The following is a 16,486-nucleotide window of genomic DNA, read 5'->3' on the forward strand; positions in this document are numbered from 1 at the left end:
ACTGCGCGCGGTCATGACTCGCCCACGGCGACCACCTTCCGGGGCGTGGGCTCATCCTCGTGCACATAACGGCCTCCGCGCAGCAGCGAGGCGAGGGCGGCGAGCAGCGAGATGGCGATCGCGAGCGTGAACACGATGACCAGGCCGTGGTGGAACGGGCCGGAGATGAGGTTCGGGAAGTAGGACCCGCCGGTGAGCGTCCCGGCGTCGGCGGGGGCGAGCGAGGCGAGCGTGCCGGTGGGGGCGAGCAGGCTCTCGATCGGGTTGTAGCCGAGGAACGCCGCGAACAGCGTGCCGACCGGCGGCAGGTTCCCGATCTGGGCGGCGATCGCGGACGGCACGCCATGCTCGGCGAGGCCGGCGGTGAGCGTGCGGGGCAGGGTGTCGGCCAGGCCCGCGATCATCAGCGAGAAGAACACGCCGATGGACAGGACCATGCCGGCGTTGGTGAACGTCGCGCCCATGCCGGAGGCCACGCCGCGCTGCCCCGCGGGGACGGCGTTCATGATCGCGGTGGAGTTGGGCGCGGCGAACAGGCCCGACCCCACACCGTTCACGAAGATCAGCACGCCGAACAGCCAGTACGGGAAGTCGGTGGGGATGAGCAGAAGCCCGGTGAAGGCCAGCGCGGACAGCACCAGCCCGCCGGAGGACAGCGCCCGCGCACCGTGCCGGTCCGACAGGTGGCCCGACAGCGGACCGGCCACCAGGAAGCCGACCGTCAGCGGCAGCAGGTAGATGCCCGCCCACAGCGGGGTTTCCTCGAAGCGGTAGCCGTGCAGCGGCAGCCAGATGCCCTGCAGCCAGATGATCAGCATGAACTGCATGCCGCCGCGGGCGATGGCGGTGAGCAGCCCCGCCGAGTTGCCGGCCACGAAGGCACGGATGCGGAACAACTCCAGGTGGAACATCGGCTGGGCGACCCGGGTCTCGATCACGCAGAACGCGCCGAGCACGGCGGTGCCGCCGACGACACCGGCGAGCACCCACGGGTTCGTCCAGCCCATGGGGTGACCGCCGTACGGCTGGATGCCGTAGGTGACCCCGGCCAGCAGCGCCGTGAGGCCGACGGCGAAGGTCGCGTTGCCCAGCCAGTCGACGCGGGCGCCGGAGGTGCGGCGGACGGTCTCGCGCAGGGACCTGTAGGCCCAGACCGTCCCGGCGATGCCGATGGGCGCGGAGGCGAAGAAGACCAGCCGCCAGTTGATCTCGCTGAGCAGCCCGCCCGCGACCAGGCCGAAGAAGCTGCCCGCGATGGCGGCGACCTGGTTGACGCCGATGGCCATGCCGCGCCGGTCGGGCGGGAAGGCGTCGGTGAGGATGGCGGCGGAGTTGGCCATGAGCAGCGCGCCGCCGATCCCCTGGAAGACCCGCCAGCCGATCAGCCACATCGCGCCGGCGTCGGCCTGGAACGGGTCGAGGGCGAGCACGAGGGTGCCGACGGTGAAGACGGCGAACCCCGCGTTGTACATGCGTACACGGCCGAACATGTCCCCGAGGCGGCCGAGCGTCACGACCAGGACGGCCGAGACGAGCATGTACCCCATCAGGATCCACAGCAGGTAGCTGACGTTGCCGGGTTTGAGTGGATCCAGGTGGATGCCACGGAAGATGGCCGGCAGCGAGATGATCACGATCGAGGAGTTGACGGTGGCGAGCAGCATTCCCAGCGTGGTGTTGCTCAGCGCCACCCAGTGATAGTGCTTCGTCCGCACGGGCGACCTTTCAGCGGGTTAGTTGCTTACGCTAACTAACCATATCTTCGCCCGAGACTTCCGAGAAGTCCCTGCTTATGGCCGAGCCTCCGGCTCGGCGGGTTCGGGGCGCCTTTCAGGCGGACGTTGCGGATCGGCGGGTTCGGGGTGGGTCAGGGGCTGAAGGCGGCTATGGCCGCCGCGACCACCAGGAACACGAGGCCCAGGGACGCGAACAGGACGCCGATGAGCTTGCCGCCGGCCCAGAAGCCCTCCAGGCGGATGCGGTCCGGCCTGGCCGGGTCGTAGAGCACGGTCACCCGGCCGCCGACGCGGGCTGGGGGCGGGTTGCTCCCGAAGTGGGTCTCGGCCTCGACGTACTGCCCGTTCAGCGTCATGAACCGGATGGTCGGATAGTAGACGGATCCTTCGCTGTCGCGGCTCTCGCGCAGCCGCACGACCTCCCCGGGGACGCGCTGCGCGATGCGGCGGAAGTCGCGGGCCGACATCAGCGCGCCGAGGCCGATACCGCCGAAGACCAGGGCGATCACGCCGAATATGAGCACCATCAGGGCTGTGGTGGACACGTCGGGGGCTCCTCGTTCTGGCGGGTCTCCGTGGGTCCCGCCGGGTTCTCGCAGGGGGTACGCCCGACGCTAGAAGGGATCGCTTGCAGGGCGCTTGCCAGGCGCCTGCCGGGAACAGCGATGACGTGTCCGCCTATATCCAGCTTTGGCGGGAAAGGCGACGGCCGTGACCACGAAGATGGTCACGGCCGCGGCGAAGCGGGGGCGGGAGACGGCGTCTCAGCGCGTCTCAGCGGCGTCTCATTCGAAGGCCGCGACGGGCATCGCGTCCTTGGCGACGTCGCCCGTGCCGTCCTTCGGCGCCGAACCCGGGGCGGCGGGGCCGGAGCGCAGCGGGATCTGCTTGATGAAGGCCGCGAACACCGGCACCAGGATCGAGATGAAGATGGCCCAGAAGAACACGCTGGAGATGGAGTCGGCCAACGACGAGAGGAAGCCCTCGCGGACCTGCGCGGGGAGCGCGGCCAGCGCGGTGGGGTCCAGGCGAGCGCTGTTGCCCCCCTGCGCCATCTGCGCCGACTGCGGCCCGAGCCTGTCGGTCAGGTTGGACGTCAGGTGGTGGTTGAAGATGGCCCCGAAGAGCGAGACGCCGAACGAGCCGCCGATGGAGCGGAAGAAGGTGGCGGCGCTGCTGGCCACGCCGAGGTCCTTCTGCTCGACGCTGTTCTGCGCGATCAGCATCGTGGTCTGCATCAGGCCGCCCATGCCGAGGCCGAGCACGGCGATGAACAGGCCGGTCTGCCAGGTCGTGGTGTTGACGTCCTGCAGCGACAGCAGCCACATGCCGACGACCATGACCACGCCGCCGGCCAAGGGCCACACCTTGTACTTGCCCGTCCGGGTGATGGCCTGCCCGGCGACCAGTGAGACCGCCATCATGCCGGCCATCATCGGCAGGAGCAGCAGACCGGAGTTGGTGGCCGAGGCGCCCTGGACGGTCTGCTGGAAGAGCGGCAGGAAGTTGATCGCGCCGAACATGGCGAATCCGAGCAGGAAGCCCACCAGCGAGACCAGCGTGAAGTTCCGGTCGCGGAAGACGTGCAGGGGCATGATCGGCTCGGCGACCCGGCGCTGGACCGGGATGAAGATCGCCAGGCTCACCACGGCCACGGCGACGAGCCCGAGGATCTGCCAGGAGCCCCAGGCGTACTCCGTGCCACCCCAGGTGGTGATGAGGACCAGAGCCGTGATGCCCACGCCGAGCAGCGCGGCGCCGAGCCAGTCGATGCGATGCTCGGTGCGGTACTTCGGCAGGTGGAGACGCAGGAGCAGCCAGACGAACGCGACGGCGCCGATGGGCAGGTTCACGTAGAAGGCCCAGCGCCAGTTCAGGTTGTCGGTGATGAAGCCGCCGACGAGCGGCCCGGCGACCATCGCCAGCGCCATGATCGCGGCCATGATGCCCTGGTAGCGGCCACGCTCGCGGGGCGGGACCAGGTCGCCGATGATGGCCATGGCGTTGACCATGAGGCCGCCGGCGCCGAGGCCCTGGATCGCGCGGAAGGCGATGAGCTCGCCCATGCCGCCCGAGGTGCCGCCGAAGATGTCCGAGCCGGCCATGCCGCACAGGGCGGAGCCGACCATGAATATGGCGATGGACGCCAGGAATATGGTCTTGCGTCCGTACAGGTCACCGATCTTTCCCCAGATCGGCGTCGAGACGCTGGTCCCAAGGACGTACGCCGTCACCACCCAGGAGAGATGGGCCAGGCCGCCGAGCTCGCCCACGATGCGCGGCATCGCGGTACCGACGATCATGTTGTCGAGCATGGCCAGCATGATGGCGAGCATCAAGCCGGGCAGGACGACCATGACCTCCCGCCGACGGCCGGGAACTATCTCGGCCTCGGTCTCCGACATTCCTTTGAGCCCCCTTGGTAGTTGGTTGCTTACTTGCCGACCGGCTAGTGACTATACTGCCAAAGGTAGATAACTTACTTGTCGGCCGTCAAGTTAATTCAAAGGGAAGGAGTGCTCCAAAACAGACATGAGGGAGCATACCGACACGCGGGCTCGCATTCAGGAGATCGCCCTGAAGCTCTTCACCGAGCAGGGCTACGAAGCGACGTCGCTGCGGCAGATCGCCGAGGAGCTCGGCGTCACCAAGGCGGCCCTTTACTACCACTTCAAGACCAAGGACGACATCGTGGCCAGCCTCGGCAAGGACCGGCAGGCCGAGATGGAGCGTCTGATCAAGTGGGCCCAGGACCAGCCGCGCACCCTCGAGACGCGGCGCGAGTTCGTCCAGCGGTACGCCGAATCCCTCTACAGCGGCAACCACCACGCGTTCATGAGGTTCATGGAGCGCAACCAGACCGCGCTGCGCGATCATCCCAAGGTCGGGAGGATGCGCGACCTCATGAAGAACGTGCACGGCGTCCTCTGCGAGGAGCACGACTCGGCGGCGCTCCGCCTCAGGAGCTCGATGGCGATCCTCACGTTGCACGCCGCCTGGTTCGTCCTGCCGGACGAGGGGCTCAGCGATGAGGACCGCAAGAAGGCGGCCATCGAGGTCGCCCTGGAGCTCATCGAGCCCCTCCCCCGCGCGGCCTGACCGTCCCCCGGCACCCGCCGCAGCACGCGGCGGCTCCGGCTCGACGGGCCGGGGAACTCGTGCTCGTCCAGCAGCGCGGCGACGGTGGCGGCGTCCCGTACGGCGCGGTCGGTCTCGGCGGGCGTCAGCGGCCGCTCACCCTCGGTGATCCACAGGTAGCCGAGCCGCCGCCCCCGGTGCAGGAGCGACACGCACCGCCGCGCGGCGTCCCCGGCGTCCCCTAAAATCTGAGCCATGTATCGGGGGAGCGTTCACGGCCTGTACCGCTGGCCGGTGAAGTCGTTGCGCGGCGAGCGCGTGTCCTCGGCGCTGCTGGACCACCGCGGCATGGCGGGCGACCGCGCGTACGCGCTGATCGACGAGCGTCCCGACCGGGCCGGTAAGCGGCTGACCGTCCGCCAGAACGCCGCCATGCTGACGTGGGAGGCCGCCTACCCGGCGACGTGCGACGGCGCGCCCGAGCCTCCGGGCCCTCCCGTCCTGTACCGCGGCGGCGAGGCCTGGGCCTGGGACGACCCGGACCTGCCCGCCGCGCTGTCGGAGTCGTACGGCGTCCCGCTGTCCCTGCGCGCGGCCGACGGCCAGCAGGATCGCGGGCCGACGGTGCACGTCACCTTCGAGGCGTCGCGCCGCGCGCTGGAGGAGGAGATGGGCGCCGAGGTCGACGTCACGCGCTTCCGCCCGAACGTCCACCTCGACCTGGACGCCCCCGCGTTCGCCGAGAAGGCGTTCGACGGCGGGACGACGATCTCCGCGGGCGAGGTCACGCTCGGCATCGTGGGCGAGAACGCCGGGCTGTGCGTCCGCTGCGCGGTCCCGAGCTGGGATCCTCACGGGCGCGCGCGCTGGCCCGAGCTGCAGAGCCATCTGATCGCCGAGCACGGCAACACGTTCGGCCTGATCATGCGGGTGCTCGTGCCGGGGGTCACGCGCGTCGGCGAGGCCGCGTCGGTCGCGAACGTCCCGGCGCCGTCCGCCCTGCCCGCCCCCTGACGACGCCAGGCCCAGGTCAGGACCAGGGGCAGAGTCAGGGCAGGAAGGGCGGCCGGCCGCCGGCTCCGAAGCGGGACTCGTGGTCCCACAGGTGGGCGCACCCGGGGCACTGCACGTGCAGGACGCTGCCGGTGTTGCTCAGCAGGTAGCGCCAGTGGTCGCGGCAGTTGCGGCCCGAGCCGCAGTCGTCGCAGCCGCGGTCGTCACGGCAGCGGGGGCAGGGGATCCAGGCACGACGGGCGATGTCGGCGTGCGGGTCAATCGGTAGCACGGCCCGCCTCTCGCCGGGGCAGGACACCGGCCGCCACGAGCATGTCGTAGGTCTCGCGCTGCCGCGCGTCCAGGCCGGAGTAGAGCAGGTCGAAGGCCTCCTCCTCGGCCCGCATGACCGCGAGGGGATCCCAGCCGGGGCCGAGCGCGGAGATCACCTCGGCGCGGCGGCGGGACTCGTGCGGGGTGAGGTCCATCTCGAAGACCGCATGCTCGGGGACTGCGTGCTCGGGCGGGGTGTGACCGCTGCCGTGGCTCATGACGCGACTTTCCGTGGGTTTTTCCGGTGGGCGATGTCGGGGGACGACGTGTCCGGGGGCGGGCGGCAGGATGCCGGTTTACACGTCTTTTGTCCGATTTCACACCTTATGCATAGCCCCAACGGATTGCCAAGAAGGGTGACACGGCTCACTCGCCCGGCGAAGGCGGGTCGCGCCGGCGGGCGGCCCGCTCCACCCCGGCCCCGGCCCAGGGCCCGCCCGCGACTTGAGTAGCCGCGCCCGAAGACTCTCGTCTCGGCGCCACACCTCAAGGTCAAGATCGGTACCGGATATTTCAACGCCCCAACCCCCATGCGACCACCGCCCCAGGACGGGGATCGCGGCGTCCGGGAGGCGACACCGGAACGGACGGTGGATGACAATCCGGATCCGGGGCGCAGGAGGATACTTGGACGTCCTACAATTTAATAGGACGTCCAAGTATCTCAGGATGAGGAGCGCCGGTGCACGTACCTGCCAACCCCGTGCGAGTGGTCACCGCGGCGGCCCTGTTCGACGGGCACGACGCCGCGATCAACATCATGCGGCGCATCCTGCAGGCCCAGGGCGCCGAGGTGATCCACCTGGGCCACGACCGCTCGGTCGAGGAGGTCGTCACCGCGGCCGTCCAGGAGGACGCGCAGGCCGTGGCGATCAGCTCCTACCAGGGCGGCCACGTCGAGTACTTCACCTACCTGGTCGACCTGCTGCGCGAGCGCGGCGCCGGGCACGTCAAGGTGTACGGCGGGGGCGGCGGCGTGATCGTCCCGGAGGAGATCGCCCGGCTGGAGGGGCACGGCGTCGCCAAGATCTTCTCCCCCGAGGACGGCCACCGCCTGGGCCTCGCCGGGATGATCAACACGATGATCGAGGCATGCGACGTCGACCTCACCGAGGGCGCCGAGCCCCCCGCCGTGGAGGCCGGCGACGAGCGGGCGGTGGCCCGGGCGATCACCTTCGTGGAGTCGGGACGGGCCGGCGAGGCCTATCTCGGCGCGCTGCGGGCGGCGGCGGCGGAGCGCCGCACGCCGGTGCTCGGCATCACCGGCACGGGCGGATCGGGCAAATCCTCCCTCACCGACGAGCTGATCCGCCGACTGCGCGTCGACTACGAGGACAAGCCGCGCGTCGCGGTGATCGCGGTCGACCCGACCCGGCGCAGGGGCGGCGGCGCCCTGCTCGGCGACCGCATCCGCATGAACAGCCTCGGTGGCGGCCGGGTGTTCTTCCGCTCGCTCGCCACGCGCGGCTCCCGCGAACTGCCCGAGCACCTCGGGGACGTGATCGCCGTGTGCCGGGCCGCCGGGTACGACCTGGTGATCGTCGAGACCCCGGGCATCGGGCAGGGCGACGCCGCGATCGTCCCGTTCAGCGACGTCTCGCTGTACGTGATGACCCCGGAGTTCGGCGCGAGCTCCCAGCTCGAGAAGATCGACATGCTGGACTTCGCCGACGTCGTCGCGATCAACAAGTACGACCGGCGCGGCGCCGAGGACGCGCTACGCGACGTACGGCGCCAGATGGTGCGCAACCGCGAGGCTTTCGGGACCGCGGCCGACCAGATGCCCGTCTACGGCACGGTCGCCTCGCGCTTCAACGACGACGGGGTCACCGCCCTGTACCAGACGCTGCTCGGGCCGCTGCGGGACAAGGGCCTGCCGGACGGGCCGGGGCTGCTGACGGCGACCGAGGTGAAGACCTCCAGCATCGGCGCCGCGATCGTCCCGCCGGCCCGGGTGCGCTACCTCTCCGACATCGCCGAGACCGTCCACGCCTACCACCGGCGCACCGCGGAGTTGGCCGAGGCGGCCCGCCGGCGCCAGCGGCTGGCCGAGGTGCGCCGCCTGCTGGCCGAGGAGGGCGCCGCCACCGCCGACGTGGACGCGCTGCACGAGCGCGCCGACCGGGAGCTGCCCGCCGAAGCCCGCGCCCTGCTGGAGGACTGGCCGAAGACGGTGGAGGCGTACTCCGCCGACGAGCTGGTGGTCACCGTGCGGGGCAAGGAGCTGCACACGCCGCTGTGGCGCACGTCCCTGTCGGGCAGCCGCGTCCCGCGCGTGGCCCTCCCCCGGTTCGCCGACCACGGCGAGCTGCTGCGGTTCCTGCGCGCCGAGAACCTGCCCGGCCGCTTCCCGTTCACCGCCGGGGTGTTCCCCTTCAAGCGCGCCGACGAGGACCCGACCCGCATGTTCGCCGGTGAGGGCGACCCGTTCCGCACCAATCGGCGCTTCAAGATGCTGTCGGACGGCCAGCCCGCCGTGCGCCTGTCCACGGCGTTCGACTCGGTCACCCTGTACGGCCACGACCCGGACGAGCGGCCCGACGTGTACGGCAAGGTCGGCACCTCGGGCGTCTCGATCGCCACGCTGGACGACATGAAGGCGCTGTACGACGGCTTCGACCTGGCCTCGCCGAGCACCTCGGTGTCGATGACCATCAACGGCCCGGCCCCGACGATCCTCGCGTACTTCCTGCACACCGCGATCGACCAGGCGCTGGACCGCTTCCGCGAGGACGCCGGCCGCGAGCCCACCGCCGAGGAGGCGCGGGAGGTGCGGGCGCGGACGCTGTCCACCGTGCGCGGCACCGTGCAGGCCGACATCCTCAAGGAGGACCAGGGGCAGAACACCTGCATCTTCTCGACCGACTTCAGCCTGCGCATGATGGCCGACGTGCAGGAGTGGTTCATCGCCAACGAGGTGCGCAACTTCTACTCGGTGTCGATCTCCGGCTACCACATCGCCGAGGCGGGGGCCAACCCGATCACGCAGCTCGCGTTCACGCTGGCCAACGGCTTCACCTACGTCGAGGCGTACCTGGCGCGCGGCATGGCGATCGACGACTTCGCGCCCAACCTGTCGTTCTTCTTCTCCAACGGCATGGACCCGGAGTACAGCGTGCTCGGCCGGGTGGCGCGCCGGATCTGGGCGGTCGCCATGCGCGACCGGTACGGCGCGGGCGAGCGCTCGCAGAAGCTGAAGTACCACATCCAGACCTCCGGGCGGTCGCTGCACGCGCAGGAGATGAACTTCAACGACATCCGCACGACGCTGCAGGCGCTGATCGCGATCTACGACAACTGCAACAGCCTGCACACCAACGCCTTCGACGAGGCGGTGACCACGCCCAGCGCCGACTCGGTGCGCCGCGCGATGGCCATCCAGATGATCATCAACCGGGAGTGGGGCCTGGCGTACAACGAGAACCCGCTCCAGGGCTCGTTCATCATCGACGACCTCACCGACCTGGTGGAGGAGGCCGTGCTGGCCGAGTTCGAGCGGTTGTCGGACCGCGGCGGCGTGCTCGGGGCCATGGAGACCGGCTACCAGCGCGGGCGCATCCAGGACGAGTCGATGCTGTACGAGACGCGCAAGCACGACGGGTCGCTGCCGATCATCGGGGTCAACACCTTCCGCAACCCCTCCGGGACCACCGAGCACGGCACGCTCGAACTGGCCCGCGGGACCGAGGAGGAGAAGCACGGCCAGCTCACCCGCGTGCGGGAGTTCCAGGAGCGGCACGCCGCCGAGGCCCCCGGGGCGCTGCGGCGGCTCAGGGAGGCCGCGATGTCCCAGGAGAACGCGTTCGGCGCGCTGATGGAGGCGGCCCGGGTCTGCTCCCTCGGCCAGATCACCGAGGCGCTGTTCGAGGCCGGAGGCCAGTACCGCCGCAACGTCTGAACCCGCCTCGCACGCGAACGGACTCGGGCGCGCGGCCCGGGTCCGTGACGAGGGGGTGTCAGGTGCGACGCCTTCGGGCCTCACAGAAGCAGTAGGCGGCAAACTTCCCCCGCCTCCGAAGGCGATCTGCGCCGCGAGGATTCCGATGAGCGCGTACACGCGTTGCGAGGCTCCGGCGAAGGGCGGCCGGCGGCGCTCGCGTGGCGCGGCGCGATGAGGGGGATTCATGCGACATGAAGGCATCAAGCACGCTCGCGGTGGTATCCGTGCTCAAGGGCAGGCGGCGAAGACCCGGGAGCGGTCACGGCGCCACGCGCGGGGTTCCGGCGGCGCTGCTGGTGCCCGCCGCGGTGGCGCTGGCGCTCCTGACGCTGCCGCCGGCCGGGACGCTGGCCCGGGCCCCGTGGGCGTCCCTCGCCGGAGCGCACGTCTTGGAGTCGCTGCGGTTCCCGCTGGTGACCTCGGTGCTGGCGACGCTGGTCTGCCTGCCACTCGGGGTGCCGCTGGCCTGGGTGCTCGCCCGGGCGCGGACGCGGGGCGAGCGGGTCGTCCGGGCCCTGGTGACGGCGCCGGTGGTCCTGCCGCCCGCGGTTGCCGCCGTGGCCGTGCCGCTGGTGGTGTCGCCGGGCGGTACGTGGCCGGGCACGCGTCCGGGAGCGGCCGCGTTCGTGCTCGTCCAGGTGTTCGTGGCGCTGCCGTTCCTCGTCATCGCCGTCGAGCGCGCGCTGCGGGCCGCGGACCCGCGCCTTGAGGAGACCGCGGCCCTGCTCGGCGGGTCCGCGTGGACGGTGCTGCGCCGCGTGTCCCTCCCCTCGGCCGCGCCGGGCATCGCCGCCGGGACGGTGCTGTGCTGGGCGCGGGCGCTCGGGGAGTCCGGCGCGGTCCTCGCCCTGGCGGGGAGCCCGGTCTGGGGGACGCCGGTCGCGCCGCCGGAGCTCTCCCCTGCCGCCGCGGGCCCAGCCGGCGTCGCGACGAGCCTCGCGCTGGTCACGGTCTCGGTCGCCGTGCTGGCCGGCCTGCGCGACCAGTGGATGGGGACGCCCGGCGCGCCCGCGCGGACGGGGGCCGTGCCATGATCGACGCCCACCTGGTGACCTCCCATCCGCCCTTCCATCTCGACCTGAGACTGCGCGTGGCCGCGGGCGAGGTGGTCGCGCTGCTCGGGCCCGAGGGCTGCGGCAAGACCACGGCCCTGCGGGTGCTGGCGGGGCTCACCCCGTCCCTCGGCGGGCACGTCCTGCTGGACGGGGCGGCCGTGCACGCCCGCGCGCCCCGCCGCAGGTCCGTGGCCATGGCCGGGCGTGATCCGCTGCTGTTCCCCCACCTGACCGCGCTGGACAACGTCGCCTTCGGCCCGCGCTGCCAGGGCGAGCCCAGGGGGCAGGCGCGCCTGGCGGCCTCCGCCTGGCTGGAGCGGATGGGCCTCGGGGCGCGCGCGAGCGTCCTGCCGCGCGAGCTGTCCCCGGGCGAGGCCAGGAGGGTGGCGTGGGCCCGGGCCCTGGCCGCCCGCCCGCGGATCTTGCTGCTGGACGACCCGCTCGCCGCCCTGGACCCGGAGGAGCTCGCCCCGGCGCGGGTCCTGCTGCATCGGCATCTGACCGATTTCACCGGCGCGTGCCTGCTGGTGACGGGCGACCCGCTGGACGCCATGGTGGCGGCCGACCGGCTGCTGGTGATGGACGACGGCGCGCTGGTCCAGGAGGGCGCGCCCGCCGAGGTGGCCCGCCGCCCGCTCACCGGCCACGCCGCGCGCCTCGCCGGGCTCAACTTGTGCCGGGGGCACGCCGCGGGGCGGTCGGTGTCGGTCGGTGGCGGGACGGGTGCCGTCCGGGGAGGCGAGGTCACGTTCACGGTGCGGGAGGCGCTGCGCGGGCCGGTGTTCGTCGCGTTCCCGCCCTCGGCGGTCACCCTGTCGCGGACCGTCCCCGGCGGGACGCCGCGCAACCTGTGGCGGGGCGGCGTGCAGGGCATAGAGGGGCACGGCGACCGCGTCCGGGTCCGCCTCGGCGGGCCGATCGCGGCGGCCGCGGATCTGAGCCCGGCCACCCTCGCCGACCTGGGCCTGGCCCCCGGCGACCAGGTGTGGGCCTGCGTCCCGGCCGCTGAGACCCACGCCTACCCCGCCCCCGCGCCGTCCCCGTGAGGCCGCACGCGCGACCGAACGACTCGGTCGCGGTGCCTGCGGTAGTGCCGCCGGGCCTTGAGGCGGTTGCCACAGGTGTCCATCGAGCACCGCGTCTGCTCGACGCGGGCCACTTCGCCGTGAAGAACGCGCGCCGTCAGGACATGCCGCGCAGCGCCGAGGCCGGGAGCGGGATCGCGGGGAACGGGTTGTCGGGCAGGAGGATCATGCGGCGTGGCTCGCCGGCCCGGCAGGCCGCGTCCAGGTGCAGCAGCGCCGAGCCGATGCCCGCCGCGCCGATCATGTAGCCGGTGTCGGCGGTGACCTCCCAGGGCCGCAGCCGCCGATAGGCCTGGTACCAGCGGTAACCGGCCTGGTCGTGCCCGGTGGCGCGGCCGATCAGGTTCTCGGAGAGGATGCGCGCGAACTCCAGGTCGTCGGGCTCGCCGGTCGCCGCCCACAGGCCGACGAACAGCTCGAGCAGCCCGGCGGTGCCGCAGCATTGGCAGGCGACGTTCCAGTAGCCGGCGGTCTGGCGGCGGGGGACGCCGCTGCAGACGATGCCGGCGGCGAGCCGCCGCACCCAGTCCAGGTCGCCGGGGTCGCCCGTCACGCGGTGGAGCTCGTAGAACAGGCGGGCCACCCCGGCCGAGCCCGAGCACAGCCCGAGGTAGTGCAGCCCCCGGCCCTGCGGCACGTGGTGGGGCACCAGGACGTGCTTGTCGGTCACGACGCTGACCGTGCGGACGAAGTCTGCGCCGCGCCGGGCGGCGTCCAGGAAGCGCCTGTCCCCCGTGACACCGTACAGGCGGGCGAGCAGGAACGCGGTGCCCGCGGTGCCGGACAGGAAGCCGGGCGTGACCGCGTCCTCCGGCAGGTCCGGGCAGCCCTCCCGGCCGAAGCGGTGGCCGGGGACGACGCGGTCGGCGACGCACGCCCCGGCCTCCACGGCGACCTCCTCGTAGGCGGCGACGCCGAGGATGCCGGAGGCGTGCAGCAGGCCGAGGATGATGCCGCCGTCGCCGCGCTGCGCCGGGTCGCCGGTCCAGCCGACGCCGTCGCCGGTCCTGCGCAGGCTGCGCACGACGCGGTCGGCCGCCGCCCGCGCCGCCGCGGAGAGGCTCTCGTCGCCGGTCGCCCACCCGGCTTCGGCGAGCGCGAAGACCATTCCGGTGAGCCCGTGGTAGAGCGAGAGGTCGGGCTCGTCCTCCCAGGTGGCGGCGAGGTAGCGGGCGCCCTGCCGGGCGTCGTCGAGGTAGGCCTCGTGGCCGGTCGCGGCGGCGAGCTCCAGGAAGAACAGCACGATGCCGGCGACGCCCGCGTACAGCGAGCCGGGCTGCCCGGAGCGGGCGGAGCGGCGGCGGGCGTCGGGGTTGGCGAGCCAGTGCCGGCCGCGCCCGTCGTCGACGGCGGCCGAACGGATCCAGCGGCCCGCCATGATCGCCGTGGTGAGCGGGGTCTCGGCGCGCGGCCATGATGGATGGTGGATCCGATCTGAGCTCATATCGCCTCCTCCACGCTCCCAGCATCCCATAAAACCCATGAATCTGGTAGGAAAACTAGGCAATCGCTCAACATCCGGTCAGCGTCTCCACCGAGACCCGGCGGGCTCCGTGACCCGCCGCATACCCGCGATATCAGAACACTCTCACATACGGCGGGCCCACGGGGCGATCGATCGGCATCGCTACCGGCACAATCCCGTACGTGCCGGGCCACATGGTCCGCCTTGAAGACGGGAAATGCACCCTCCGGGACGTTCGTCCAGATTTGCGATCACCAGGGGACCCACGGGCCACGGCGAGCGGCCGAGACGAAGGAGGCCGACCAAGTGAGCACACCGGCACCGGCCGGCGCCGTCCGCCGCGTCGTCGTCGACACCGACATGGGCATCGACGACGCCTGTGCGCTGCTCTACCTGGCCGGGCGCCCGGACGCGGAGGTCGCCGCCGTGACCTCGGTGGCCGGCAACTGCCCCGAGGAGCAGGCGGCGCGCAACATCGCCCACGTCGCCGGCCTGGCCGGGCTGGAGGCGCCCGTGGCGCGCGGCGCCGCCGAACCTCTGCCGGGGGCCCCGCCCGTCCCCCGCGACTCCCACGGCGCGGACGGCCTCGGCGACCTTGGCCTGGACCGCCCCCCGCCTCCCGCCACGGACGAGACGGCCGCGGCGCTGCTCGTGCGACTGGCCCGCGAGCGGCCGGGCGAGCTGGACCTGCTGGCGCTCGGGCCACTGACCAACCTGGCCCTGGCGCTGCGCGCCGATCCGGCGGTCTTTACAAAGTATCGTTCGGTCGTGGTGGTGGGCGGCTCCGGCCCCGGCGGCGAACGCCTCTCCGACACCAACGTCACGTGCGACCCCGAGGCGGCGCGGGCCGTCCTGTCCGCCCCGCACGGCGAGCTGACCATGGTCGGGGTGAACGTCACCGCCACCACGCTGCTGCCGGACACCGCCCTGGACGTCCTGCGCGCCGCCGGCACGCCGGGCGCACGGTTCGCCGCCGCGGTCCTCGCCGCCTACCGGGACATCAAGCGGCGGCGGCTGGGCAGGCCGGTCATCCCCCTGCACGACCCGCTGGCGGCGGGCGTCCTGCTCGACCCCGGCCTGGTCACCGAGGCCGTGACCGGGCCGGTCGCCGTCGTCCGCGACGGCACGTCCTGGCGGGCGCGCCCGGCCGCCGGACCGGGGCCGGACGCCCGCGTGGTCACGGCGGTCGACGCGGCCCGGTTCGTCGCGCGGTTCACCGCGACCCTGGCCCGGACGTCAGCCCGGTGACGAGCCGGCAGGCTCGGGCGCGGTCACCCTGCGCCGGCGGAGAGGCGGCCGAACAGCTCCAGGGCGGCCTCCCGCACGCTCGCCGGGGTGATGCCGTCCAGCGCGGCCCGCGCCTCGGCGATGTCGCGGGTTGTGGCGCAGGTGATCGCCACCGAGGTGGCGGCGGCGTGGTCGAGCGAACCGGCCGGCGTCCTGTCGGCCATCTCGCGGGCGGTCGTGGCGAGATCGAGGTTGTCCAAATGCGGCGCGGCGGTCATGAATTCTCCTCGCGGTCGTGATCGGCCCGGGCCGGGCCGACGCGAGCGCGCGGCGCGGCGGCCCCTCCGCCCCCCGGCGGCGGCCCGGCACGCGCCGGCGTCCGGTTCCAGGTCCTCAATCCTGCTCCTAAACGGCACGTTCGTGCCAGTCGGGAGGCGCCGCCCGGCCGCGTCGCGGATCTTGGATGTGGCGGGAACGCCGATGGGACAGGGCTTCACCAGCGGAGACGATCTTTTTCCGGCGTTTCTCCGGTTTCCGGAATATCACGGCATTCCGCAGGGCTGGACCGAGCAGGAACACGCGACAGTACGAGACCACCTGAGGATGCACATGGAAGCCATAAAGCTCGGTGTGGCGCTCCCCACGTCGGGACCACTCGCGTCACCCGTGAACATCGCCCGCGTCGCCCGGCAGGCCGAGCGGCTCGGATACGACTCCCTGTGGACCTACGAGCGGCTGCTGCGCCCGATGGCCGCGCTGCCCCGGCCGGACGGCGGCGAGCCGGAGCGGGTCCCGGAGATCTACCGGCTCACCTACGAGCCCCTGGAGACGCTGAGCTACGTCGCCGCCATCACCGAGCGGATCGCGCTCGGCACCAGCGTGGTCGACGCGCTCTTCCACCCGCCCGTCGTGCTCGCGCGCCGGTACGCGACCCTCGACCAGCTCAGCGGAGGCCGGGTGATCGCGGGCCTCGGCCAGGGCTGGATGCCGCAGGAGTTCGAGACGGTCAACGTGCCGATGCGGCGCATCGGCAACGGCATGGACGAGGCCGTCGCCGCGATGCGCGCCTGCTGGGGCCCCGACCCGGTGGAGTACGAGGGCCGTTTCTACCGGATCGCGCCCTCGGAGGTGAATCCCAAGCCGGTGCAGCCGCGCATCCCGATCCTGCTCGGCTCGATCACCCCCAAGGGGATCGAACGGGCCGCTCGCATCGCCGACGGGCTCAACCCGATCGCCCTCTCACTCGAGGCGGTCACCGGGTTCGCGGGCGCGTTCCGGCAGGCCGCGCGGGACAACGGCCGCGACGCCGACGCGCTGTCCGTGGTGGCGCGGGCCAACGTGCCGATCACCCGGGAGCCGATCGCCGAGGACGACCGGCCGTTCCTGGCGGGGTCGCCGGGACAGATCGCCGAGGACGTCAAGCGGCTGGAGGGCAGCGGCGTCGACCACGTCCTGTTCGCCAACCTGGCGGAGAACGACATCGAGGAGGAACTGGGGCTGCTGGAGGAGCTGAAGGCCGCCCTCACCCGCTGATCCGCGCCGCCGGAGTTCACGCCCGCCACTTCGGCGGCCCC

The 16,486-nt window shown here is 72.3% G+C and carries 14 protein-coding genes; 7 read left to right on the forward strand and 7 right to left on the reverse strand.

Going from position 1 to position 16,486, the window contains the following annotated elements:
* Positions 1 to 11: 11 nt before the first annotated feature.
* From AB0H21_RS30720 to AB0H21_RS30730, 3 genes are all read right to left on the reverse strand, one after another.
* On the reverse strand, positions 12 to 1,715 hold the full coding sequence (locus AB0H21_RS30720) for an MFS transporter (protein WP_358523520.1): 1,704 nt from the start codon (positions 1,713 to 1,715) through the stop codon (positions 12 to 14).
* A gap of 152 nt (positions 1,716 to 1,867) precedes the next feature.
* Entirely contained in the window at positions 1,868 to 2,281 is a 414-nt protein-coding gene (locus AB0H21_RS30725; RefSeq protein WP_358523523.1) for a DUF3592 domain-containing protein, read from the reverse strand.
* Positions 2,282 to 2,521: 240 nt separating this feature from the next.
* Complete coding sequence (locus tag AB0H21_RS30730; RefSeq protein ID WP_358523525.1) at positions 2,522 to 4,141, reverse strand: MDR family MFS transporter; 1,620 nt, start codon at positions 4,139 to 4,141, stop codon at positions 2,522 to 2,524.
* Between the two features lie 127 nt (positions 4,142 to 4,268).
* On the opposite strand from AB0H21_RS30730, the gene AB0H21_RS30735 reads away from it, so the two are divergent.
* Both AB0H21_RS30735 and AB0H21_RS30740 read left to right on the forward strand, forming a co-directional pair.
* The gene (locus AB0H21_RS30735; protein WP_358523528.1) at positions 4,269 to 4,835 is read left to right on the forward strand and encodes a helix-turn-helix domain-containing protein; all 567 of its coding nucleotides are present in this window, start codon (positions 4,269 to 4,271) and stop codon (positions 4,833 to 4,835) included.
* A 234-nt stretch (positions 4,836 to 5,069) separates the two neighbouring features.
* Positions 5,070 to 5,828 (forward strand): MOSC N-terminal beta barrel domain-containing protein, encoded by a 759-nt coding sequence (locus AB0H21_RS30740; RefSeq protein ID WP_358523530.1) that lies wholly within the window; start codon positions 5,070 to 5,072, stop codon positions 5,826 to 5,828.
* 34 nt (positions 5,829 to 5,862) lie between these two features.
* Here AB0H21_RS30740 and AB0H21_RS30745 read toward each other — a convergent pair whose 3' ends face one another.
* Positions 5,863 to 6,099 (reverse strand): hypothetical protein, encoded by a 237-nt coding sequence (locus tag AB0H21_RS30745; protein WP_358523533.1) that lies wholly within the window; start codon positions 6,097 to 6,099, stop codon positions 5,863 to 5,865.
* Positions 6,086 to 6,358, reverse strand: a complete 273-nt coding sequence (locus AB0H21_RS30750; protein ID WP_358523535.1) for a DUF6400 family protein — start codon at positions 6,356 to 6,358, stop codon at positions 6,086 to 6,088. Before AB0H21_RS30750 ends, AB0H21_RS30745 begins: the two co-directional genes overlap by 14 nt.
* A gap of 464 nt (positions 6,359 to 6,822) precedes the next feature.
* Here AB0H21_RS30750 and icmF point away from each other — a divergent pair, with 464 nt between their 5' ends.
* The 3 genes from icmF to AB0H21_RS30765 all read left to right on the forward strand — a co-directional run bounded on the left by icmF (position 6,823) and on the right by AB0H21_RS30765 (position 12,181).
* Entirely contained in the window at positions 6,823 to 10,038 is a 3,216-nt protein-coding gene (icmF, locus tag AB0H21_RS30755; protein WP_358523538.1) for a fused isobutyryl-CoA mutase/GTPase IcmF, read from the forward strand.
* Positions 10,039 to 10,271: 233 nt separating this feature from the next.
* Positions 10,272 to 11,114, forward strand: coding sequence for an ABC transporter permease subunit (locus AB0H21_RS30760; RefSeq protein ID WP_358523541.1), 843 nt, complete (start codon positions 10,272 to 10,274; stop codon positions 11,112 to 11,114).
* Positions 11,111 to 12,181: an ABC transporter ATP-binding protein gene (locus AB0H21_RS30765; RefSeq protein ID WP_358523543.1), complete on the forward strand. Its 1,071-nt coding sequence runs from the start codon at positions 11,111 to 11,113 to the stop codon at positions 12,179 to 12,181. Before AB0H21_RS30760 ends, AB0H21_RS30765 begins: the two co-directional genes overlap by 4 nt.
* Positions 12,182 to 12,317: 136 nt before the next feature.
* On the opposite strand, the gene AB0H21_RS30770 is transcribed toward AB0H21_RS30765, so the two are convergent.
* Positions 12,318 to 13,664, reverse strand: coding sequence for a lanthionine synthetase LanC family protein (locus AB0H21_RS30770; protein WP_358523546.1), 1,347 nt, complete (start codon positions 13,662 to 13,664; stop codon positions 12,318 to 12,320).
* Between the two features lie 327 nt (positions 13,665 to 13,991).
* On the opposite strand from AB0H21_RS30770, the gene AB0H21_RS30775 reads away from it, so the two are divergent.
* Entirely contained in the window at positions 13,992 to 14,933 is a 942-nt protein-coding gene (locus AB0H21_RS30775; RefSeq protein ID WP_358523548.1) for a nucleoside hydrolase, read from the forward strand.
* A 23-nt stretch (positions 14,934 to 14,956) separates the two neighbouring features.
* Here AB0H21_RS30775 and AB0H21_RS30780 read toward each other — a convergent pair whose 3' ends face one another.
* Positions 14,957 to 15,190 (reverse strand): hypothetical protein, encoded by a 234-nt coding sequence (locus AB0H21_RS30780; protein ID WP_358523551.1) that lies wholly within the window; start codon positions 15,188 to 15,190, stop codon positions 14,957 to 14,959.
* A gap of 331 nt (positions 15,191 to 15,521) precedes the next feature.
* Here AB0H21_RS30780 and AB0H21_RS30785 point away from each other — a divergent pair, with 331 nt between their 5' ends.
* Entirely contained in the window at positions 15,522 to 16,445 is a 924-nt protein-coding gene (locus AB0H21_RS30785; protein ID WP_358523554.1) for a TIGR03619 family F420-dependent LLM class oxidoreductase, read from the forward strand.
* Positions 16,446 to 16,486 lie beyond the last annotated feature (41 nt).

Origin of the sequence: Sphaerisporangium sp. NPDC051011, from assembly GCF_040653595.1 — a bacterium.
Taxonomy (GTDB): Bacteria; Actinomycetota; Actinomycetes; order Streptosporangiales; family Streptosporangiaceae; genus Sphaerisporangium.